19 protein-coding genes and 1 tRNA gene are annotated in these 21,304 nt (G+C 69.3%); 6 read left to right on the top strand and 14 right to left on the bottom strand.

Going from position 1 to position 21,304, the window contains the following annotated elements:
• Nucleotides 1–81: 81 nt before the first annotated feature.
• The 4 genes from PKE84_RS01330 to galU form a co-directional block, all read right to left on the bottom strand.
• Nucleotides 82–157: transfer RNA gene (locus PKE84_RS01330), tRNA-Ala, on the bottom strand.
• Nucleotides 158–210: 53 nt separating this feature from the next.
• Complete coding sequence (locus PKE84_RS01335; protein ID WP_271175394.1) at nt 211–1,314, bottom strand: hypothetical protein; 1,104 nt, start codon at nt 1,312–1,314, stop codon at nt 211–213.
• A gap of 104 nt (nt 1,315–1,418) precedes the next feature.
• Complete coding sequence (locus PKE84_RS01340; protein ID WP_271175395.1) at nt 1,419–2,081, bottom strand: GNAT family N-acetyltransferase; 663 nt, start codon at nt 2,079–2,081, stop codon at nt 1,419–1,421.
• Between the two features lie 69 nt (nt 2,082–2,150).
• Nucleotides 2,151–3,113 carry a UTP--glucose-1-phosphate uridylyltransferase GalU gene (gene galU, locus PKE84_RS01345; RefSeq protein ID WP_271175396.1) on the bottom strand — a complete coding sequence of 321 codons (963 nt, stop codon included), beginning with the start codon at nt 3,111–3,113 and terminating at the stop codon, nt 2,151–2,153.
• A gap of 75 nt (nt 3,114–3,188) precedes the next feature.
• Here galU and PKE84_RS01350 point away from each other — a divergent pair, with 75 nt between their 5' ends.
• Genes PKE84_RS01350 through mscL form a run of 3 tightly spaced genes read left to right on the top strand, consistent with a single transcriptional unit; the run spans nt 3,189 to nt 4,615 of the window.
• Nucleotides 3,189–3,773, top strand: coding sequence for a 5-formyltetrahydrofolate cyclo-ligase (locus PKE84_RS01350; RefSeq protein ID WP_271175397.1), 585 nt, complete (start codon nt 3,189–3,191; stop codon nt 3,771–3,773).
• A 51-nt stretch (nt 3,774–3,824) separates the two neighbouring features.
• The gene (locus PKE84_RS01355; RefSeq protein WP_271175398.1) at nt 3,825–4,163 is read left to right on the top strand and encodes an FmdB family zinc ribbon protein; all 339 of its coding nucleotides are present in this window, start codon (nt 3,825–3,827) and stop codon (nt 4,161–4,163) included.
• A gap of 17 nt (nt 4,164–4,180) precedes the next feature.
• Nucleotides 4,181–4,615, top strand: coding sequence for a large conductance mechanosensitive channel protein MscL (gene mscL, locus PKE84_RS01360; RefSeq protein WP_271175399.1), 435 nt, complete (start codon nt 4,181–4,183; stop codon nt 4,613–4,615).
• Between the two features lie 38 nt (nt 4,616–4,653).
• Here mscL and PKE84_RS01365 read toward each other — a convergent pair whose 3' ends face one another.
• From PKE84_RS01365 to PKE84_RS01390, 6 genes are all read right to left on the bottom strand, one after another.
• Nucleotides 4,654–4,857 carry a hypothetical protein gene (locus tag PKE84_RS01365; RefSeq protein ID WP_271175400.1) on the bottom strand — a complete coding sequence of 68 codons (204 nt, stop codon included), beginning with the start codon at nt 4,855–4,857 and terminating at the stop codon, nt 4,654–4,656.
• Between the two features lie 52 nt (nt 4,858–4,909).
• Nucleotides 4,910–8,632, bottom strand: a complete 3,723-nt coding sequence (locus PKE84_RS01370) for an AAA family ATPase (RefSeq protein WP_373877098.1) — start codon at nt 8,630–8,632, stop codon at nt 4,910–4,912.
• Nucleotides 8,633–8,769: 137 nt separating this feature from the next.
• A complete protein-coding gene (gene narI, locus PKE84_RS01375; protein ID WP_271175401.1) occupies nt 8,770–9,489 on the bottom strand; it encodes a respiratory nitrate reductase subunit gamma in 720 nt (239 codons plus the stop codon).
• Nucleotides 9,486–10,844, bottom strand: coding sequence for a 4Fe-4S dicluster domain-containing protein (locus PKE84_RS01380; protein WP_271175402.1), 1,359 nt, complete (start codon nt 10,842–10,844; stop codon nt 9,486–9,488). Before PKE84_RS01380 ends, narI begins: the two co-directional genes overlap by 4 nt.
• 121 nt (nt 10,845–10,965) lie before the next feature.
• Nucleotides 10,966–12,333: an MFS transporter gene (locus PKE84_RS01385; RefSeq protein WP_271175403.1), complete on the bottom strand. Its 1,368-nt coding sequence runs from the start codon at nt 12,331–12,333 to the stop codon at nt 10,966–10,968.
• Complete coding sequence (locus PKE84_RS01390; protein ID WP_271175404.1) at nt 12,330–12,929, bottom strand: ArsR/SmtB family transcription factor; 600 nt, start codon at nt 12,927–12,929, stop codon at nt 12,330–12,332. The genes PKE84_RS01385 and PKE84_RS01390 overlap by 4 nt, the downstream gene beginning before the upstream one ends.
• A gap of 178 nt (nt 12,930–13,107) precedes the next feature.
• Between PKE84_RS01390 and erm the strand changes: the two genes are divergently transcribed.
• Nucleotides 13,108–13,875, top strand: coding sequence for a 23S ribosomal RNA methyltransferase Erm (erm, locus tag PKE84_RS01395; protein WP_373877104.1), 768 nt, complete (start codon nt 13,108–13,110; stop codon nt 13,873–13,875).
• Nucleotides 13,876–13,995: 120 nt separating this feature from the next.
• A complete protein-coding gene (locus PKE84_RS01400) occupies nt 13,996–15,444 on the top strand; it encodes an MDR family MFS transporter (protein ID WP_271175406.1) in 1,449 nt (482 codons plus the stop codon).
• A gap of 94 nt (nt 15,445–15,538) precedes the next feature.
• On the opposite strand, the gene PKE84_RS01405 is transcribed toward PKE84_RS01400, so the two are convergent.
• The 4 genes from PKE84_RS01405 to PKE84_RS01420 form a co-directional block, all read right to left on the bottom strand.
• The gene (locus PKE84_RS01405) at nt 15,539–16,114 is read right to left on the bottom strand and encodes a signal peptidase I (protein ID WP_271175407.1); all 576 of its coding nucleotides are present in this window, start codon (nt 16,112–16,114) and stop codon (nt 15,539–15,541) included.
• Between the two features lie 121 nt (nt 16,115–16,235).
• Complete coding sequence (locus tag PKE84_RS01410) at nt 16,236–16,910, bottom strand: G5 domain-containing protein (protein WP_271175408.1); 675 nt, start codon at nt 16,908–16,910, stop codon at nt 16,236–16,238.
• 135 nt (nt 16,911–17,045) lie between these two features.
• Nucleotides 17,046–17,426, bottom strand: coding sequence for a DUF4186 domain-containing protein (locus PKE84_RS01415; RefSeq protein WP_271175409.1), 381 nt, complete (start codon nt 17,424–17,426; stop codon nt 17,046–17,048).
• A 73-nt stretch (nt 17,427–17,499) separates the two neighbouring features.
• Complete coding sequence (locus PKE84_RS01420) at nt 17,500–20,166, bottom strand: excinuclease ABC subunit UvrA (protein WP_271175410.1); 2,667 nt, start codon at nt 20,164–20,166, stop codon at nt 17,500–17,502.
• 181 nt (nt 20,167–20,347) lie between these two features.
• Between PKE84_RS01420 and PKE84_RS01425 the strand changes: the two genes are divergently transcribed.
• Nucleotides 20,348–21,265 carry a DsbA family protein gene (locus PKE84_RS01425; protein ID WP_271175411.1) on the top strand — a complete coding sequence of 306 codons (918 nt, stop codon included), beginning with the start codon at nt 20,348–20,350 and terminating at the stop codon, nt 21,263–21,265.
• The last annotated feature ends 39 nt before the right edge of the window (nt 21,266–21,304 follow it).

The following is a 21,304-nucleotide window of genomic DNA, read 5'->3' on the forward strand; positions in this document are numbered from 1 at the left end:
CCCAGTGGTGCGTTACCGCACGATCGGCGGCCGCGCGCGGCAACAGAAAAGGCGGGCCGTGTGACACGGCCCGCCTTCCGGTGGTGGAGCTAAGGAGATTCGAACTCCTGACCTCTTCGATGCGAACGAAGCGCGCTACCAACTGCGCCATAGCCCCGGGAACTGCTTAGAAACGATATCACCCCCGCGGGCCGGATATCGAATCGACGATCAGCTCGCGGCGCGGCGGCGGCGGAGCACCGCATCGAGATCCATCGTGCCGTCGCCGAGACCGTCGACGAGGCCCATGGACGCGTACCGGCTCGGCACCGTGACGCCCGGCGCCGTGGCGATCGGCATCGACGGGCGTTCCGGCGCCACCGGGGCCGACGGGATGTTCGGCGCCACGTTCGGAGCGCTGACGGCCGGGCGAAGCGGGGTGGCCTCCGGTGCGAGTTCGGCGACCCGGCGGTCGATCTCGGCGCGTGCGGCGGAACGCCGCAGCTCGGTCGCGGCGTCGATGGAGGCCATGGCGCTCGCGGCGATGGTCCCGCGGGAGAGGTGGAGCGGCTTCGGAAGCGGCTGCGGGGTCCAGGTCTCCTGACGGCGGCGCTGCACCTGCGGCTGTGCCGCGTCCAGCTCGGCGTGGTCGTAGAGGCTCTGAGCGGTGGGAGCGGCGACCCGCGGGCGGGCCGCCTGCTCGACGGTCTGAGGGCGCGCGAGCCGGCCGAGCATCCCGAGCGAGCCCAGCGCGAGCACCGCGGAGGTGGCGAAGAGCGGCCAGGCGCCGGCGGTGACGAGCGCGGTGACGCCCGCGACGAGTCCGACGACGGACAGCACGAGCACCCCGGAGGTCAGGGCGCGGGCTCGGCGCAGGCGACGCCGGCGAAGCGGTGAGACGACGGGGGCGCCGGTCACGGTGGCGAGCGCACGGGCGCGTTCCGCTGCGGCGGCACGGGATGCCCGTTCCAGCGCGATCGCGGCACGGGCGGCACGCTCGGCCTCCTCGGCTGCGAGACGTTCCTCCTCGGCGATGAGCTGCTCGCGACGTGCGTGCGCCGCTGCGGTGGCACGGGCCTCGGCCAGCGTCTTCTGCTCGGAGCGCTTGAGGATGCGCTGCTGCTCGGCGACGGTGCGGGCCGTGGCCTCCATGCGCACCTCATCCGGCAGTTCGCTGGTCTCGGCGAGGATGCGGAGCGTCTGCTGCAGCCGGACGGCGTTGCGCTCGGTCGCGAGGTACTCCCGCCGTCGCGCCCACACAGGGATGAGGTAGGCCAGCCACAACGCAGCGGCGATGGCCACGACGACCCCGCCACCCATCACATCCCCAGTCATGCCTCTACGGTAGGGGGCAGCGCATCCGGTGCCCTCAGGCGCGCAGGTGTGTCACCGAACCTGCAGCCGAACCTGTCTGTTCACACAGACCGGCGACCGCGGCGCTAGCGGTCGCGAACGATCGGGATGGGCACCGCCGAGGCGGCGCGGTCCTCCGCCGGGATGGTCGCGACTTCCGTCGGCGCCTGGCCGTCGAGCCAGCGCCGGAGCACGCCCTGAGTCAGCTCCTCCGAGACGAGGCCGAAGCAGAAATGGTCGCGCCAGTCGCCGTTGATGTGGATGTACCGCCGGCGCAATCCCTCGTAGCGGAAGCCGAGCTTCTCGACCACGCGCAGGCTGGGGGCGTTCTCCGGCCGGATGCAGATCTCCATGCGGTGCAGACCGAGCTGGTAGAAGCAGTAGTCCGTCGCGAGGGCGACAGCCGTCGGCGTGATGTTGCGGCCGGCGAACTGCTCCGAGATCCAATAGCCGATGGTCGCCGACGACAGCGACCCGTACGAGATCGACGAGACGTTCAGCTGACCGGCCAGCTCGCCGTCGTACTCCACGACGAACGGCAGCCCGTGACCGGCGCGCGCATTCGCCTGGAGCGACCGGATGCTCGCCCGTGTGTCGAACGACATCGGCGCGTACGGGCTGGTCGCCTCCCACTGGCGCAGCCAGCTGCGGTTGTCGAGCAGGGAGCGCTCCAGGGCGCGCGCATCACGGAGCCGGATGGGACGGAGTCCCACCCGTCCCTCTCCCAGCGTGGGTACGACGATCGCCACGGACCTTCCTTTCGGCGTGCGCTGCTGCGTTCGCGCTGTTCTCGTAAGCGACGGCGACGGCCGCGCGCGCTAGTTGGACGATTCTGCCAGGGAATCGGCCGGCTCGGCGGGCATTTCCGCGACGATTTCGATCGGGTGATCTTCGAGACCGTCCGCGAACTCCTTGAGCCAGGGGCGCAGTTCCGGGCCGAGGTCGGAGCGGTCGACGGCCAGCTGCACGATCGCCTTGATGTAGTCGAGCCGGTCGCCCGTGTCGTAGCGGCGGCCGCGGAAGACGACGCCGTACACGCCACCGGTCCAGTCCGGCGCGGCGGCCATCGCCTGCAGAGCATCCGTCAGCTGGATCTCGCCGCCCTTGCCCGGCTCGGTGCGCTCCAGCACATCGAATACCTCGGGGCGCAGCACGTACCGGCCGATGATCGCGAGGTTCGACGGGGCGTGCTCCTTGTCGGGCTTCTCCACCATGCCCACGATCTTCACCACGTCGTCGTCGTCGGTCAGCTCGACCTTCGCGGCGCCGTAGAGGTGGATCGAGTCGGGGTCGACCTCGAGCAGGGCGACGACGCTGGCGTTCTTCTCCTGCTGGACTTCGAGCATCCGGCTCAGCAGCGGGTCGCGGCTGTCGATGATGTCATCGCCGAGGAGCACGGCGAACGGCTCGCGTCCGACGTGCATCTTCGCCCGGAGCACCGCGTGCCCGAGACCCTTCGGGTCGCCCTGACGCACGTAGTGCATGTCGGCGAGGTCGGTGGAGTAGTTGACCTTCTCCAGCCGATCGGTGTCGCCCTTCTTGACCAGGGACTCCTCGAGCTCGGTGGCCCGGTCGAAGTGGTTCTCCAGCGCGTTCTTGTTGCGCCCGGTCACCATCAGAACATCGTGCAGCCCAGCGGCGACCGCCTCCTCGACCACGTACTGGATCGCCGGCTTGTCCACCACCGGGAGCATCTCTTTCGGCATCGCCTTGGTGGCGGGGAGGAACCGTGTTCCCAGACCGGCCGCGGGAATGACTGCCTTCGTTACATGCTTTGCCATGCTGCTCAGGTTATCGGGAATTGCCGATGCCCCGCCCACCGTCGACCTCCCGGCGCGATCTCCTAGGATTGCGTCATGGACTCGGACACTGCCAGCCATCGCAAGCGCGCCCTGCGCGCCGAGATCCGCGAACGACGGCAGAACCTCACCGCCACCGAGCGGGCGGCGGCGACAGCCGGCATCACCCGCAACCTCGTCGACCTCACGACAGACCTCTCCGCCCGGTCGATCGCCTGCTACCTCTCCACCACGATCGAGCCCGACACGCGCCCGTTCCTCAACTGGGCGCACACCCAGGGCCTGCGGGTGCTGCTGCCGATCTCGCGCGACGACGGGCTCCTCGACTGGACCACGGGCGACGGCGAGACCGAGACGGAGGGCCTCTACGGGCTCCCGGAAGCCGTCGGCGAACTGCTCGGCCCGATCGCGATCAACGACGTCGACCTCATCATCGTGCCCGCCGCGTCCGTCGACGCGACCGGGATGCGGATGGGCTGGGGTCGCGGCTATTTCGACAAGACCCTCGGCAGCATGGAAAAATGTCCCCCGGTGTACGCCGTGCTGTTCGACGGTGAACTCGTCGACGAGGTACCGCGTGAGCGACACGATCAGCCGGTCGACGGCGCGGTCACTCCGACCAGGATCGCGCAGTTCACGTGAGTGCTGCCCCCGGCGCCGCCATCCGCACTCCCCACCCATCGGAAGCCTGACATGCCCACCTATTCCTACCGTTGCCGCGACTGCGGCACCGCCTTCGACATCCAGCAGGCGTTCACGGACGACGCGCTCACGGAGTGCCCGACCTGCGGCGGAAGCCTCCGCAAGGTGTTCGGCACGGTCGGCGTGACGTTCAACGGCTCGGGCTTCTACCGCACCGACTCGCGCGGCAAGAGCGGATCGGGCTCCGGATCGGGTTCGGGCTCCGGCTCCGGCTCCGGCTCCTCCGCTGCGCCCGCGGCCGCATCGACCACGAGTTCGACGCCGGCTGCGTCATCATCGTCTTCGTCGTCTTCGTCGTCCACCAACTCCACCTCGTCCAGCTCCAACTGATTCCGAAGGGACCGGCCATGCTCAAAGGGTTCAAGGAGTTCATCCTCCGCGGCAACGTCATCGATCTCGCCGTCGCCGTGGTCATCGGTGCCGCGTTCACCGCCGTGGTGAGTTCGATCGTCAACAACGTGTTCAACCCGCTGATCGGAGCGATCTTTCCTGCAGGGAGCCTTGACCAAGCGCTGATCTGGCACCTCGGAAACGCGCAGATCAAGTTCGGCGCCGTCGTCGGCTCGGTCATCCAGTTCCTGATCGTGGCCGTCGTCGTCTATTTCGTCTTCGTCTACCCGATCAATCTGGCGAAGAACCACGCGCAGAAGCTGCGCAACCAGGGTGTCATCGCGCCGGATGCCCCGGTCACCGAGCTCGATCTGCTCACCGAGATCCGCGACCTGTTGCAGACCCAGCGGCCCACCGAGCCCGCTCCGGGCTCGGGCAAGCACGCGGAGTAGCGCGGCGCGCGACCTAGCGCGGCGCGCGGCCTAGCGCGTCACCAGTGCGGTGGAACGTCCCGCCGGAGCTGCTCGTCGTTGCTGTCTCCGGGCTTGTCGCCCCACGCGCGGTCGGTGTCCTCAGCCGCCAGCACCGGCGAATCCGTCGACCCGCGCCGCGGCAGCGCCTGCGGAGTCGGGTCGGTGCCGGGCACGGCCGGCAACTGGGCGCGGCGATGCTTTCTGGCGGGCTTCTCGGTCACCGAAACAGCCTAGCCGCCGACGCGGATGCCCGGCCGCGCCAGTGCAAGGGCGTCAGGACGCGGTCGGGATGGTGATCGGCGCGGTCTGCGTGTTGGGGTCGACGACGCCGATCAGAGTCGCGATGCGCGAGGCAACGGCATCCGGATCGGCGAAGAGCTCGAAGCTGTGCACGCGCAGGTAGTGCCAGCCGAGGCGGCGCAGCACGTCGGGGCGCAGCCGCAGCGACTCGCGCAGGCTCCCCCGGTTCACGTCGTCGTCGGTCTCGACGGCGACCGCACGACCGGCGTGCGAGGCGACCAGGGCGAGCTTTCCGCGGTAGCCGACCTGCACGTCCAGTCCGCGACGTGCGAGACGGCGAGCGAGATCCTGCAGCATCGGCTCGGTGTCGTGGCTGAGATACTGCGGCACTGCGGCCTGAATGCGGTCGGCCTCGCCGAGCACCTGGGCGAGCGCGGCGATGCCGTGGCGCATCCGGGAGTCGTCGATGTCTTCCGGCTTGAAGCAGGAGACGATGTCCATCGATCGGCGCGCGCGGGTCATGCCGACCGCGAGGAGGCGTTCGCCGCCCGGCTCGGCCAGCGCTCCGAAGTTGGAGAGCAGGCGTCCGTGCGGCGTGCGTCCGTAGCCGATCGAGAAGATCACGCGGTCGCGGCTCTGCGCCACCGACTGCTCGAGCGTCACCACGGTGAACGGCTCGGCGCGGTCCTTCAGGATGAAGTCGGCCAGCTCCGTGCGCTTGGCGAATGCGGCGAGCACGGCCTGGTTCACCCGCACCGCGTGGCGCTCGCTCGCCGTGATGACCATGAGCGACTCGCGCGGCCGGGTGGAGGCGTGCTCCAGCACGAGCTCGACGACCTTGGAGACCTCGGCGTCGGTGCTCTCGACGGCGCCCGTGTCGCTGTCGGGCATTCCCTGACCGCCGGAGACGTAGTTGAGCGCGAGGCTGCCGTGACCGAGGTAGGTTCCTGCCCACGGGAGGGAGTCGATCTTCCCGCCGTAGAACCGGCGGTTGACCAGGTCGGCGAGATCCTCGCCGCCCGCCCGGTAGCTGCGGGTCAGGGTGTAGACGGGGAACAGCTCGGAGAGCTGGGCCAGCGCGGACGCGGCGTGTGCCGCATCCACGTCGATGTCCTCGACCGTCGTGCCGTATTCGTGCACGCCGATGTCGAAGCGCGAGGGAGTCTGAGTGACCGGGTCGCCGAACGCCACGATCTGGCGCGCGCGCCGGATGACGGGCACGTTCTCGGCGAGGGTGGACGCGCCCGCGTCGACGAGGAAGACCGCGTCGAACGAGAGATCGGCGCTGATCGACGAGATCTCGTACGGCGAGACGAGCCAGACCGGCGCGAGCGGACGGGCCAGGTGCGGCGCCTCCGCATTGAGCGTCTCGGCGCTCGTGCGATCACTCTTGAGGAGTCGCTTGAGCGCTGCCGCCTCGTCGGGCCAGTCGACGATGCCGATCTTCCAGGTCTCGGCGAGCATCCAGGCCAGCTGCTGACCTGTTGCGGAGGCGTGCGCCTCGTCGACGAGGCGGAAGTCGGCCTCGAGGCGGTCGAGCACGCTCGTGTTGGCGCTCAGCAGGGCGCGGTCCGAGGCGAGCAGCGTCTCGAGCACGGACTGCCACCAGGCGAGTTCGAGTTCGGCGCTGACCTGCGTCTCGGGAACGTGGCGCTGCGACAGATCCGCCAGGAGCGGGTCGAGCTTGCGCTCGCGCAGGTCGGTCAGCAGGGCGGTGCGCTCCTGCAGGTTCGCAAGCACCTCGGACTCGGCCGCGAGCCCGGCGATCTGCCGCTGCAGCTCGTCGATCGGCAGCATGGCCAGCGAGTTCTGGCTTCCGGTGCGGCGCAGCGGGATGTCGAGACGCGCGAGGTCTTCCGCCACGCGCTGGTAGGCCACCTGCACGTCGGCGATGCCGACCGGCACCTCCGGCACCACGCCGGCGGCGGCGAACCGCTGCCACAGGATGCGCTGCTGCTGGATGCGACGCAGGCTCTCGTTCAGGTCGGTGACGTGCACGCCGGGCCGCACGTACTCGAGGGCCAGTTTGCGCAGGCGACGCCGGTTCGCACCGGACATGTTCGGCGCTTCGCGGCGTGTCGAGGTCGCCGCGATCAGCTCCGCGAGGGAACGGTCGTAGACGGCCGGCAGGAACTTGTCGAGCGTCTCGCGCACGTCGAGCAGCAGACGCAGGTACACGCCGAGCTCCGCGATCGACTCGAATGGACGCATCCGGGTCTGGCCGATCAGGGTCGTGGCGCGTTCGATGAGGCGCGGCAGTTCGGCGCGATTGAGCTTCTTCGCCAGGTCGTGCGCGGCGTTGCCCTCCGCCGTGGTGGCGAACGAGGCGCCGTACCAGGGAGAGTCGTTCGGTCCGTAGCGGAACTCGCCGAGGCGCGCGGCCTTGATCAGGGCATCCGCTGCCGAAGCCCGGTCGTGGGCGATCAGTTCGATCGCGCTGCGGTCGAGCCGCGCCGTGGTCGACGGAGCGGTCGGCAGCAGCGACAGCCGGGAGAGTTCGGCGACGGCGTCCAGTACGGAGACACCGAGCACCGGATCGCGGCGAGTGAGCGCCGTGCGGTAGTCGAGGAGCACCTTGCGCAGGCGCACGAGGGCGTCGTCGACGTCGGTGACCCGGGGCTGGGCGGCCTTCTCGTTGCGGCCGATGGACTGGATGATGTCGCGCCGCAGACTGCGCGGCGTCACCGCGAGACCGGGGAGGCCGACCTGGGTGAGGCGGTGGGCGACGTCGTCGAGGCTGGAGCGCCGCGGACTCACGACGAGCACGCGCTTGTGCTGTCCGACGAGGGCGCCGATGGCGTTGACGATGGTCTGGGTGCCGCCGGTGCCGGGCAGCGTCTTGACGACGACCGAGTTGCCGGCCGCGATCTGCGCGACGACGTTCTCCTGCTCCTCGTCGGCGTCGAGCAGCAGCGAGTCCGTGGCGGGCGGACGTTCGTCCTGTCGCAGCGCCTGGACGGGGTTGAAGGCCCCTTCGACGGTGCGGCGGGCGGACGGGTTGCCGGCCAGCGCATCGAGCACAACGGTGTCGAGATCGGTGACCTCGGCGCTGAGCGCGGTCGCGACGTCGGCGAACGACGAGACGACGAGCCGCGGCTGCACGTTGAACCAGGGCAGATGCGAGGTCAGGCCGCGGAGGCGGTCGATGACCGGCTGCGGCTTGAAGACGCCGTTGGTGAGCGCGAGGGCGACGAAGGCGTCGGCGTCGAGGGTGATCTGGAACTGCTCGGCGAGGGCGCGCGCCAGCTCCGGATTCAGGAACGGCTGCCCCTTCAGCTTCAGTTCGAAGTCGCGGCCGTAGCGGCGGATCGCGAGCGGGCGCAGCAGGATGGGCGCCGTGAACTCGTCGCCGCCGTGACGCCACTGGGCGAGGCCGATCGCGAGGTGCACCGACTCGATGCCGCGCACGGAGCGCAACTCGATGCCCTTGGCCGTGATCGCGTTCGCGGCGGCGCGCGCGGTGCGCAGCGCCAGCTCGTCGCGGATCAGGCTGGAGAGCAGAGTGCTCTGACCCGTGATGAACTGCGGCAGCCCACCCGGATGCGTCGAGCTCAACTCGATCCGCGTACGCGGGCTGTCTTCGAAGTGCAGCAGAGGGGACGACCCTCCGAGCGCGCCGATCTCCGCCCGCCAGCCCTGCCAGACGGGTTCTGCGATATTGCCTGCGATGAGCCCGGGATCCCCCAGGCTCAGAGCGTGCGGTGACGTCGTGTTCTGGGGGTTCAGGGCGTCATCGTTCGGAATGTCCGACATCATGTCGTCATCCTCGTGTTTCTTCTCGAGTCGCCACACACGGCCACCCTACGTGCAGTCTCGGCCAAAGCCCTTGCAATCCGGGCGAGTTTCGCGCTAAAGGCGGATCGCGAGGTGCGGGCAGGGTCAGGTGCCGGGCGTCAGCGACGCGCCGGCCGCGTGCCGCCGGACCGGTACACGCCGCGTCGGCGCACCAGCAGGGCGAGCGGTACACCGACGACGTGGATCAACCGGGTGAACGGCCAGACGGCGAACAGCAGCACGGCCGACAGGATGTGCAGCTGGAACATCAGGGGAACGTCGGCCATCAGCGCGGGCTGCGGCTGAAGCGCGAGCAGGCTCCGCATCCAGGGAGCGACCGACCCGCGGTACTCGTAGCCGGCGCCGAACACCTGGAATTGGACGGTCGCCACCGTGCCGAAGACGAGCGTGGCGGAGAGCAGCGCGAACATGGCGACGTCCATCGCGGTCATGGGACGCCGCCGCGACGCGGACGCGGGGCGGGAGTGCGGGAGCGGGCGAGGCCGCGCCAGCAGGATCGCCAGTCCGGCGAGGGTGATCGCCGCCGCGCCCATCCCGAGCCAGGTCGCGACCGGATGGTAGATGCGCTCGTCGATCCCGATCGCGTCGAGCCAGGCGCTCGGGATGAGCATCCCGACCGCGTGCCCGGCGATGACCATCAGCACGCCGACGTGGAACAACGGCGAGCCGAGCCGGCGCAGGCGTCCGCCGTCGGCGGGTACCGGCCGCCGGGCTCCCGTGGATCGGATGCCGCGCAGTCTCCAGACGTGCCCGCCGACGAAGAACGCAGCGGCGACGTACGGCACAACGACCCAGACGATGAGCGGGAGCGCTGTCACGGCCTCGTGCCCGAGCCGTCACCGGTGCCGCAGCCGCATCCCGGGACGCCGAGGTCGCTCGCTTGCCCGCCGAACGCGGCCGGGATCACGTGCCGCGTCTCCCCCGTCGGATCGGCGAGGAGGCGGTACAACTCCTCGACGTCCGCCCCGGTCGTCCCTGCCCTCTCGGCGATGCTCTCGTCCGCCGGCTCGCCCAGCGCCACGCGCGCCCGGTACGACCGCATCGCGGCGAGGCGGCGAAGCGCGTGCGTCACGGGACCGGGATCGCCCGCCGTGAACAGCCCGGCGAGGTAGCCGACCGGGGCGCGGAGATCGTCGATGGCCGCGAGGAGCGTCTCCACGTCTTCGCCGTCGCCGCCGGAACCGGAGACGACGTCGACGATGGGCGACAGCGGCGGGATGTACCAGACCATCGGCAGGGTGCGGTATTCGGGATGGAACGGCAGAGCCACGCGATGCTCGCGGATCAGCGACCAGAGCGGAGTGAGCCCCGCAGCGTCGATCCACTCGTCGGGGATCTCCGCGGCGCGGGCTGCCGCGATCACGGCGGGATCCCGCGGGTCGAGGAAGAGCTCGCGCTGCGCGTCGAGGAGTTCGTGCTCGTGCTCGACGCGCGCGGCGTCGGCGACGCGATCCGCGTCGTAGAGCAGGACCCCGAGGTAGCGGATGCGGCCGACGCAGCTCTCGGAGCAGGCGGGCGGCAGTCCGAGCTCGATGCGCCCGGCGCAGAGGTCGCACTTCTGGGCCGTGCCGCTCGCCTGATCGAACGAGATCGCCGCGTACGGGCATGCGGTGACGCACCGTTGCCAGCCGCTGCAGGCCGCGGGATCGACGAGGACGATCCCGTCATCGTTCCTCTTATAGAGGGCGCCGGCCGGACACGCGGCGGCGCACGACGGATTGAGGCAGTGCTCGCACAGCCGGGGCAGGAAGAAGTGGAACGCGGACTCGAACTCCGCGGTGACGCGGCGGCTCATCCCGGCGAGCACCGGATCGCCGGCCGCGGCGTCGGCGCAGGCTTCGGCACGGGCATCGGCATGGGCATCGGCAACGGCATCCGGTTCCGCCGTCGCCGGGCGAACCGAACCGGAGAAGAGGGAGCCCAGCTTCTTCAGTCGGCCCCCGCCGTTGAGGATCAGCTTGCCCTGCCTGGTGCGCACCCAGCCGCCCGAGGGCTTCACCCGCTCGGCGGCGAGCACCTCACCGGAGCCGGATCTCGTCTCGACCGTGCTGAACGAGGGCTGGTCGAACCCGGCTCGGCTCGCCCGCTCTTCTCTGCAGGCGACGCTGCAGTGGTGGCAGCCGATGCACCTGTCGAGGTTGATCACCATCGCCAGCTGCGCCATCACCCTCATCGGCGGCACCCCTCGCGGTGCGGTCGGCGGGGTGGAGCGGGAGGCGAGATCGGGCGGGTAGGCAGGGTCACTTGAGGAGGCTACGCAGGCGTCGGGAGCCCACCACCGCGGGCATCCCGGTCTACGTGACCTGTGCGCCGACCTCCGTGTCGCGTGACCCGGCGTGCGTGCTCGTCGCCTCGCGCAGCAGTGCGAGGGCGAGCACTCCGCAGAGCAGATACACGGCCGCTTGGCCGTTGAGGATCGCGACGACGTCGATCTTCTCGACGAGCACACCGGCAACGAGGAGCCCGAGCCCCTGTGCCGCACCGGTGAACGTGGTGATGCTGGCGATGACGCGGCCCAGGGCATCCGGTGGTGTCACCCGCTGCACGATAGTGATCATGCCGGTGCCCGTCGCCACGGCCGGGATGCCCGCCGCGATGAACAGGCCGGCGTAGACCCAGACCAGCGTGGTCACCGGATACAGGTTCCATGTGATGGCGGAGATGACGGCGAAGACGATGTAGCCCCAGCCGACCAGGGCGCGCGGCGTGAAGCGCCGGATGAGCACCCCGGTGAGCAGGCCGCCCGCGACCCCGCCGATCGCCTGCACGCCGCGCAGCAGGCCGACCTCGGTGTCTCCGGCGCCCAGCTGCTGCACGACGTAGACGATGAAGAGCACGAGGAAGATCCCCTGCGCGAACTGACCGAGCGTGGTGATGGCGGTGACCGCGCCGAGCGGGCGGACGCGCCGGATCGTGCTCATGCCGTCGAGCCACTGCCGGAAGAAGTGGAGGCGTGGCAGCGGGGCGTCGTGCGGGTCGGTGGCGGCGCCCGCGGCGACGGCTGTGTCTGCAACGGCGTGCGGGGACGGTCGGCTGAGCGCGACCAGGCCGGCGCTCACGAGATACGTCGCCGCGTCGATCAGCACGACGCCGGGGAGGCCGACGAGTGCGAAGGTGAGACCGCCCAACGGCGAGCCGATCAGGCGCGAGAGGTTGTCGCTGACGGCCATCAGCGCGTTCCCCGACCCGAGCTGCTCCGCATCGACCAGCCGGGGCACGAGCGCCTGCTTGGCCGGGTTCACGATCGCGCCCAGGCAGGCCTCGATGGCGGCGATCGCGTAGACGATCCACATGCGATCGGCCGACGCCCAGAGCAGCGGGAGCAGGAAGGCGCCCTGCAGGAGGTTGGCGACGATCATCGTGCGCCGGTGGTCCCAGCGGTCGACGAGCACGCCGAGGAAGCTCCCGAGCACCAGCATCGGGATCAACTCGGCGAGGAAGACGGTAGAAGCGCCGAGCGCCGATCCTGTCGCGGCGAAGGCGAACAGCGGGAGGGCGATCATGAGCAGCCAGTCGCCGGTGTCGGAGACGAAGCTGCTCGCCCACACCAGGGCGAAGTCGCGCCGGAACAGCGGCGAGCGCGGGCGGGGCGGCTGCGGCTCGGTCGGCTGAGTCGGCTGGGTCGGCTCGCCAGCGGTGGCGTCGGTGGTCGGCTCGGTCATGATAGGCCCGCATCCGGGTGCCGGTACGCGTTGAGGTGGAGCGCCACCACGTCGCTGCCCTCGGGCGGATCTTCGCGCGTCAGACCGATGAAGGGCCGGATGAGCGCGTCGAGCTTCTCGCCGAGTTCACGCAGCTCATCCGGGGTCACGCGGAGCGCGTAGCCGGAGAGCATCGAGGCATCCCGCCACTCGGGCGGCAGCTCGGAACGCTGCGCGATCGCGCGCCGGGTGAGCTCGGCCTCGTCGTCGATCTGCTTCTCGATGAGGGCGCGCTCGACGGATTCCGCGCCGTACGCGAACCCGGGCTCCTCGCTGCGACCGAACTGCAGGCCGGTCGCCGTCGTGCGCCAGGGGCGTTCCCGGCCGTCCTCCGGATCCACGGACTCGACGAGGCCGTAGCGCGCCAGCGAGCGCAGGTGGTAGCTGCAGTTGGAGGCCGTGGAGCCGATCACCTCCGCGCACTGGCTCGCGGTCTGCGTGCCGAACGCCATGAGGTGATTGAGCAGGGCGAGCCGCAGTGGATGCGCCAGCGCCCGCAGCGCGCGGGCGTCGGTGATCTGCCGCCGCTCCTCGGGTCTGCCAGATGTGAAAGACATGTTTCACATTGTGGGCTGCCCTTTCTTTCACGTCAAGCCCGCTGCTAACCTCGAGCGCATGGGGACATGCATGATGAGGCTGCGCCGCGACTAGCGGCGAGCTGACCTCCCTTCTCTCGGCTCCGCCGCTCACCGGGTCCATTGCCGGTGCGCTTCGTGCTGCCCGGCTCCGACATCCATTTCTGCGGAGCATCCCTTGTCACGCCATGACCTCGGCCAGAACTTCCTCATCGACCGGTCGACCATCGACCGCATCTCCCACCTCGTCGACGCCACCGACGGCCCCATCATCGAGATCGGACCGGGCGACGGCGCCCTGACCCGGCCGCTGTCGCGCAGCGGACGCGCGCTCACCGCGATCGAGCTCGACCCCCGGCGCGCCGACGCACTGCGCCGCTCGACACCGCGCCACGTGCAGGTCGTCACCGGCGACTTCCTGCACTACCGCCTGCCCGCGCATCCCCACGTGCTCGTGGGCAACGTGCCGTTCCACGTGACGACCGCTCTGCTCCGGCGGATGCTCGCCGCTCCCGCGTGGCAGGATGCGGTGCTGCTCGTGCAGTGGGAGGTCGCGCGCCGTCGGGCCGGCGTCGGCGGCGCGACGCTGATGACGGCGAGCTGGTGGCCCTGGTACGACTTCCGGCTCGATCGACGGGTGCCGGCACGGGCGTTCCGCCCCATCCCGTCGGTGGACGGCGGTCTGCTCACCATCGCGCGACGGCCGGCGCCGCTCGTGCAGGATCGCGCCGGCTACCAGCGTTTCGCGGCGCAGGTCTTCACCGGAGCGGGCGGCGGACTCGCGCGTATCCTGGATCGCACGCGGCGTTTCGCGCCGGGCGAGGCCAAGGTCTGGATGCGCGGCGAGGGACTGCCACCGAGCGCCCTGCCCCGCGACCTCGACGCCCAGCAGTGGGCCCGGCTGTGGAGACGGGCCGGTGGGCGGTGACATTCTTTCGGCACGCGCGCTCACGATTCGTGGGTTCCGGGAATGGAGCGCCATCCGCCGCGTTGTTGTCAGGACCGCCTAGTTGTAGAGCACTAACGAAGTGAACGAGCCTGGAGACTGATGTCGACTCCCACCCGCGCCAGTGTCGGATTCCGGTCCGAACGCGGCCCCATCCTGATCGCGCTGATGCTGACCACGGGGCTGGTCGCCATCGACTCGACGATCCTGGCAACGGCCGTGCCGTCGATCGTGCAGGATCTCGGTGGGTTCGCGCAGTTCCCGTGGCTGTTCTCGGTGTATCTGCTGGCGCAGGCGGCCTCGGTGCCCGTGTACGCGAAACTCAGCGATATGGTGGGGCGCAAGCCGATCATCCTGATCGGGATCGGCCTGTTCCTGCTCGGATCGGTACTCTGCGGGTTCGCCTGGAGCATGCCGGCCCTGATCGCGTTCCGCGCCGTGCAGGGGCTCGGTGCCGGGGCCGTGCAGCCGATGGCGATCACGATCGCCGGCGACATCTACACGGTGGCCGAGCGCGCCAAGACGCAGGGCTACCTGGCATCGGTGTGGGCGATCTCCTCGGTCGTCGGGCCGACGCTCGGCGGCGTGTTCTCGCAGTTCGCGTCGTGGCGCTGGATTTTCTTCGTCAACGTCCCGCTCTGCATCCTGGCCGCCTGGATGCTGATGCGGACGTTCCACGAGAAGATCGAGAAGCGCCGCCACCGGGTCGACTACGCCGGCGCGACCCTGCTGACGCTCGGGATGAGCCTGCTCATCCTGGCGGTGCTGGAGGGCGGCCAGGCGTGGGCCTGGGACTCGCTCTGGAGCATCGGAGCGTTCGTGCTCGCGGCGCTGCTGCTGGTGGCGTTCGTGCTCGTCGAGCGGCGGGCGGCCGAGCCGGTTCTCCCGCTCTGGATGTTCTCGCGGCGCCTGCTCGTGACGACGACACTCATCTCGCTCGGAGTCGGCGCCATCCTGATCGGGCTCACCTCCTACGTGCCTACGTATCTCGAGGGGACGATCCACGTGGCGCCGCTGGTCTCCGGGCTCGCGGTCGCGGCCCTGACCCTCGGCTGGCCGATCGCCGCGTCGCTGTCCGGACGCTTCTACCTGCGCATCGGCTTCAGGAACACCGCTCTGCTCGGCACGACGATCGCCATCGTGGGCGCGCTGGCGCTGGCGATCACCTCCACGCATCCGAGTGTCGCGTTCGTGGCGATCAGCTGTTTCATCGTCGGACTCGGCATGGGTCTCATCGCCACCCCGACCCTGATCGCGGCGCAGTCGAGCGTCGGCTGGAGCGAGCGCGGCGTGGTCACCGGAACGAACCTCTTCGCCCGTTCGATCGGCAGCTCGGTCGGTGTCGCGGTGTTCGGCGCGATCGCTAACGCGATCATCGCCGAATCGGCCGGGGGCGAGCACGACCCCGCGACCGTGCAGGCGGCGTCGACGGCCGTGTTCGTGGCGGTCGCCGTGGTCGCCGTGCTGACGATCGCGGCCGGCTTCGCCATGCCGCGTGCCCGCGTCGAAGACGTCGAGCTCAGCCGTCAGGCGCCGTCGCCCACCGACTGACCCCTTGGCGCCCGTCCCGTTCGGGATCTTTCCGTTGAGGGGCGGCAATCGCACCCAAAATGGCGATTTTGGCTGCGTTTGCCGCCCCTCAACGTCAGCTGTTCGTCGGCGGTGCGTCCGCGGAGCCTGCGGTGTCGGCCCGGTGGTTCTTCGGCCGGCGTCGGCGACCGTGCTGCGGCTTGCCGGACTTCGGCTCGAAGAAGTAGAGGGCGAGCAGGGCGAGCGCTAGGAGCGCGGCGACGATGAGCCCGCGCACGGTCTGGAAGAACGCGGCCACGTAGCCGAACGCGGGCACCGTGAGGATGTGCTGTCCGACCGACTTCGTCACGATGGGCTCGGGATCTGCCGACGCGTTCGCATCCCCCTGCAGCGCGAGCGTTGTCGCCTCCTCCGGGCCGGGCGTGACCGAGATCACACGGTGCGTGACCGTGCCATCGCCGTTCGGCCGCGCGACGGTGACGATGTCGCCCACCTTCACCTCGGACGCCGGACGCTCGGCGGAGAGCAGCAGCGAGCCGGTCGGGATCGTGGGCTCCATCGACCCGGAGATCACGATCAACGGCGAGACCCGCATGAGTGCACCCGCGCCGATCAGCAGGATCGAGGCGACGCCGATCACCGCAGCGACGGTGAGCAGCACGGAGCGGATGAGTCGATAGGCGGAGATCATCGGGTCCTTCGGGGATCACGGCGCTTCGGGTGCGGGCCGCATCAACCCTGCCGGTCCCCGCTGGCCTCCGTGGTCGGTTCTCCGCGATCTACGGGGCGAATGCGCGGGGCTGCGCGTATCCCTACTCGCAGGCGGTCCCGTCGCCGTCGCGATCGAGATCGTAGATGTCGTTCCCGACGACCGTCACCGGCCCTCGCACGTACGCCGGACCGTTTCCGCTGCCGCCTGCGCAGTCGACATCGCTCGCGATCGGAACGCATCCGGAGTAGTTGGGATCGCATCCTCCACTCGGCGCGGAGGCGGGTGGTTCAGCGGCCGGCGGCGGGGCGGGCTGCTGGGTGCCGACGCTGGTCACTCGGTTCACAGGTGGCCGGGAGACGACATTCGCGGTCATCGTGCGTGCGATCTCGACGCCGTCGCGGAGCGTGACGCGGAATGTCTTGGTTCTGACGCCATTGACCCCCGCAGTCGTCACTGCGGACGTGCCCACTGCGGCATTCGGGTCATCGACCCTGACCTCGGCAAAGGCGACCGGTTCGTCCACGAGCACGAGCTTCGTCTCGATCACTGGAGTCGGCGTCGGAGTGGGAGTGGGTGTCGCCCGCGGCGAGGCGCTCGTCGTGGCCGCCTCGCGGGAGCTCTGCGAGGTGGATGCGTCGACGGCGACGACGGTGGGGCCCGTGTGCTGGGCCGCGTTCGCAATTGCTGAACTCGTCGCGATGAGCACAACGGCAGCCCCGCCTACGATCCAGCGCGATTTCACTGCCGACCAGCCCCGTTGCTGAGATTTCGTCATCTTAGCCTCCGCTGCCGAGTATGGAGCCCGTGGCACCCGTGGCGCAACGACCCCGAACAGGGCTCATGGCGACTCGAGTGAGTCAGCCCGATGCGAGCAGGGCCGCGATGCCCACCAATCAAATGGCCCCGGACGTCACGGTCTCCGCGAGGACCCGTGTCGCGACTCGATCTCGATCCATCGACAGATCACGTCCACAACGTAGGCACGCTCGCGGGGGCTCAGTTCATGCCCTTTCGCGATGCCGTGGTTGATCTGCAGGCAGGTGCGACAGCAGGTGGCGGTGGCGTGCTGAGCGCGGAAGACGGGGTGGCCGCCCCAGGGGGTCTGCTTGCCATCCTTGGCAGGAAATGCCGGGGCGAGCCTCGCATCGATGAATTCTCGGGCGTGCTGACGGATCGCGTCCATGCCGCGGGATGCAAGGTATTCGCGCTCGATGGGTCGGAGATGGAACTTGGCTCGGAAGGGTATCCGGCCGATCCGCTCCAGCCTGAGGTCTAGTTGGTCCTGATCCACTGTCGAGGAGGTTACCGATAGCCACCGACAACGGTCGGCTCCGCCATCACCGTGCGCAACGGACGTCCGCACGTCATCCGACGATGCTCTCGGCGGTGAGCGATGCCTCTTCGAGAGCTGTCGCCAGGTACGGGGCCGAGGCGCTGAGGGCCGCACCAGCGACCTCATGGGGCGTCCCCGCGGCGACGACCGTCCCGCCGCTCTCCCCCGCGCCGGGGCCGAGGTCGACGACATAGTCGGCGGTGGCGACGACCCGCATGTCGAGTTCGACCACGACCACCGTGTTTCCGGCATCCACCAGGCTCTGCAGGTGTTCTATGAGGCGGTCGGCGTCGGCGCAGTGGAGCCCGGAGGTCGGTTCGTCGAGCACGTACAGGGTGTCGGCGCGTTCGGCGCGCTGGAGCTCGGAGGCGAGCTTCACCCGTTGTGCCTCGCCGCCTGATAGTTCGGTAGCGGGCTGGCCCAGCCTCAGGTATCCGAGTCCGACGTCCACGAGCGCGGTCAGGGAGCGGATGATCTCGTTCTCGCCGCCGAAGAAGGCATGGGCCTCCTCCACGGACATCGCGAGTATCTCGGCGACGTTCCGGTCACGCCAGGTGATCTCGAGCGTGTCGTCCTTGTACCGGGTGCCATGGCATTCGGGGCAGACGGTGTAGACCGACGGCAGGAACAACAACTCGACCATGACGGCGCCCTCGCCTTCGCAGGTGGGGCAGCGGCCGCCGGCCACGTTGAAGGAGAACCGGCCGGGCCGGTATCCCCGCGACCGGGCCTCGGGAGTCTCTGCGAAACGGCGCCGGACATGGTCGAACAGGCCCGTGTAGGTGGCGACGTTGGAGCGCGGGGTGCGGCCGATGGGCTTCTGGTCGATGTTGACCACCCGACGGACGCCGGGAAGATCTCCCGAAACCGTGCCTTCGAGCACCTCGGGCCCGTCCGAGAGAAGCAGATCGTCGTTTTCTGGAGCGTCGTCGTTCAGGTTGACGGGTCGGCCGAGATGGTCCCCGAGCAGCGCGGGAAGCACTTGGCTCACCAGGCTGGACTTTCCCGACCCGGATACTCCGGTCACCGCGGTGAAGGCTCCGAGGGGGAAAGAGACCGACACGTTGCGCAGGTTGTTGCGCGTGATCTCTTCGAGCTTCACCCACCCTGTCGCCTCGCGCGGCGTCCGTGGAGCCAGCCCGCGTCGGCCGAACAGGTACCGTCTCGTCACCGACTCGTCCACGTCCGCGAGGCCATCCGGCGCTCCGCTGTAGATGACGTGACCACCCCGTTCACCGGCTCCGGGTCCGATGTCCACCAGCCAGTCCGCGTGCCGCATCACTTCGATCGAGTGCTCGACCACGAACAGGCTGTTGCCTCTCCTCTTCAGCCCCTCGAGGATGCCCAGGAGGGCGTTCACGTCCTGCGGGTGAAGGCCGGCCGACGGTTCGTCGAGCACGTACACGACGCCGAACAGCTCGGAGCTCAGCTGGGTGGCGAGCCGTAGCCGTTGCAGCTCACCTCCGGACAGCGTGGGTGTCGTGCGATGCAGGGACAGGTACCCCAGCCCGAGGTCGATGATGGGGCGCAGGCGCTCCAGCAGTTCGGCGGACAGGCGTACGGCCGCTGCGCGCTTCTCCACCGACTGGTTCGGGGTCCGGCGCACGTCCGGAGAGGCGGCGTGCGACGCTCCGCCCGCGGCGATCCTCTGCTGCGTCGCCTCGCGCCGCGCACCCTCATCGAGTGCCACCCCGGAGGTGGCGAGCTCCTCGCGGGCTGCGGCGACCAGCGCTGCGAGCCGGTCGGAGAGCTCGCGGAGCGGGAGTCGTGAGAACTCGGCGATGTCGAGCCCTTCGAACGTCACGGAGAGAGCCTCCGGCTTGAGGCGCTTCCCGTGGCACACCGGGCACACGGCGGAGGTGAGGTACTCCGCGACACGCCTCTTCATCGACGCGCTCTTGGTCGTCGCGAACGTGTCGAGCACGTAGCGACGGGCACCGACGAACGTTCCCTGATAGCTCGGCTCCATCCGGGCGGAGAGCGCTCTGCGCGTCTGCGCCGGCGTGAGCCCTGCGTACACCGGGACTGTTGGCCGTTCCTCGGTGAAGAGGATCCAGTCGCGGTCGTCGCGCGGCAGGTCGCGCCAGGGCGTGTCGACGTCGTAGCCCAGGGACACCAGGATGTCCCGCTGGTTCTGCCCGTGCCACGCCGTCGGCCAGGAGGCGATCGCCCGCTCCCGGATCGTGAGCGAGGGGTCCGGGACCATCTGCCGCTCGGTGACCGCGTACACGCGACCGATGCCATGGCATTCCGGGCAGGCGCCCTGCACCGTGTTGGCCGAGAAGTCCTCCGCGTAGAGCATCGGCTGACCGTCGGGGTAATCGCCCGCTCGCGAGTACAGCATCCGCACGAGACTGGACAGCGTCGTGATGCTGCCCACCGTCGAGCGTGCATTTCGCCCACCGCGCTGCTGCTGCAGCGCCACCGCCGGCGGCATACCGGTTATCGAGTCGACGTCGGGGACACCGGCCTGGTCGATCAGACGCCGGGCATACGGCGCGACGGACTCCAGATACCTGCGCTGCGACTCCGCGAAGAGCGTTCCGAACGCGAGGGACGACTTTCCCGACCCCGACACCCCGGTGAACACGACCATGGCATCGCGTGGGACAGTGAGGTCCACGTTCTGCAGGTTGTGCTCGCGAGCACCTCGCACCTGAACATCCGGCTGAATCGCCGCTGAGGCTTCGTTCGTCATGGTCTCGTGAACCCTTCTTCACCGCCGGATGAACCCGATCCCACCCATGATCCCCCCAGCGCATCGAAGCGGTAGGGGCGGGACTCAGGACCTTCGGGGGGTAGCGGCCTCAGGCGGCTCAAAGGATTCTGCCAATAACATCGTCGGTAAGAGTGTTCACCGTCGATGGGATGAAAGCCGCATGGCAACAGGTAGGGGCGCCTCCGGGCCGAATAAGCGCGACCGTCGAGAGGAAGCCCGCGAGCACGCTCGCCTGATGCGCGAAGAGGCCGCGAAGAAGTCGAAGCGCCGCAAAATCATCCTGCAGAGCTCGATCATCACCGGCGTCGTCGCCATCCTCGCGATCATCGGCATCGTGATCTACGCGAGCGTCTCGGCGAGCGGCAACGTCACCAACCCCAAGAACATGCTCAGCGGCGGCATCCTGCTGAACACCGCGAGCGAGGCCGTCACCACGCCCGCCATCGCCAAGGGCGACTCGGCGACGCCGACCACGCAGAAGCTCGACGGCAAGACGGCGCACATCACGATCTACCTCGACTACCAGTGCCCGTACTGCAACCAGTTCGAGACCACCAACTCCGACCAGATGAAGCAATGGATGGCGGACGGCCAGGCGACCCTCGAGATCCACCCGGTCGCGATCCTCGACTCGGCGAACAACAAGAAGTACTCGACCCGGGCCGCGGCCGCAGCATCCTGTGTCGCCAACTACGACCCGAACAAGTTCTTCGACGTCAACAGTGCATTGTTCGCCAACCAGCCGGATGAATCGACCGGCACGGGGCTCACGAACGCCGAGATCCTCAAGGTCTTCAAGGATGCGGGCGTCAGTTCGTCGGCGATCACGAAGTGCGTGAACGACCAGACGTTCTCGGCGTTCGTCACGAACCAGACCAAGGCGGTGGTCAGCGATCCGAAGATCGTCAACCCGAGCACCGGTCAGTTCGGAACGCCGACCGTCTTCGTCAACGGCCAGCGCTACTCGGGCGGCTTCACCGACGCGAACCAGTTCGCATCGTTCGTCGGCACGGCCGTTCAGACGGCCGGGACTGGCTCGACCTCCACCCCGACGCCGACTCCGACGCCGACCAAGTAGGCATCCAGCACGACATCGTCATCAGAAAGGCGGCCGGTC

The sequence above is a fragment of the Leifsonia poae genome (genome assembly GCF_027921845.1).
Classification (GTDB): Bacteria; Actinomycetota; Actinomycetes; order Actinomycetales; family Microbacteriaceae; genus Leifsonia; species Leifsonia poae.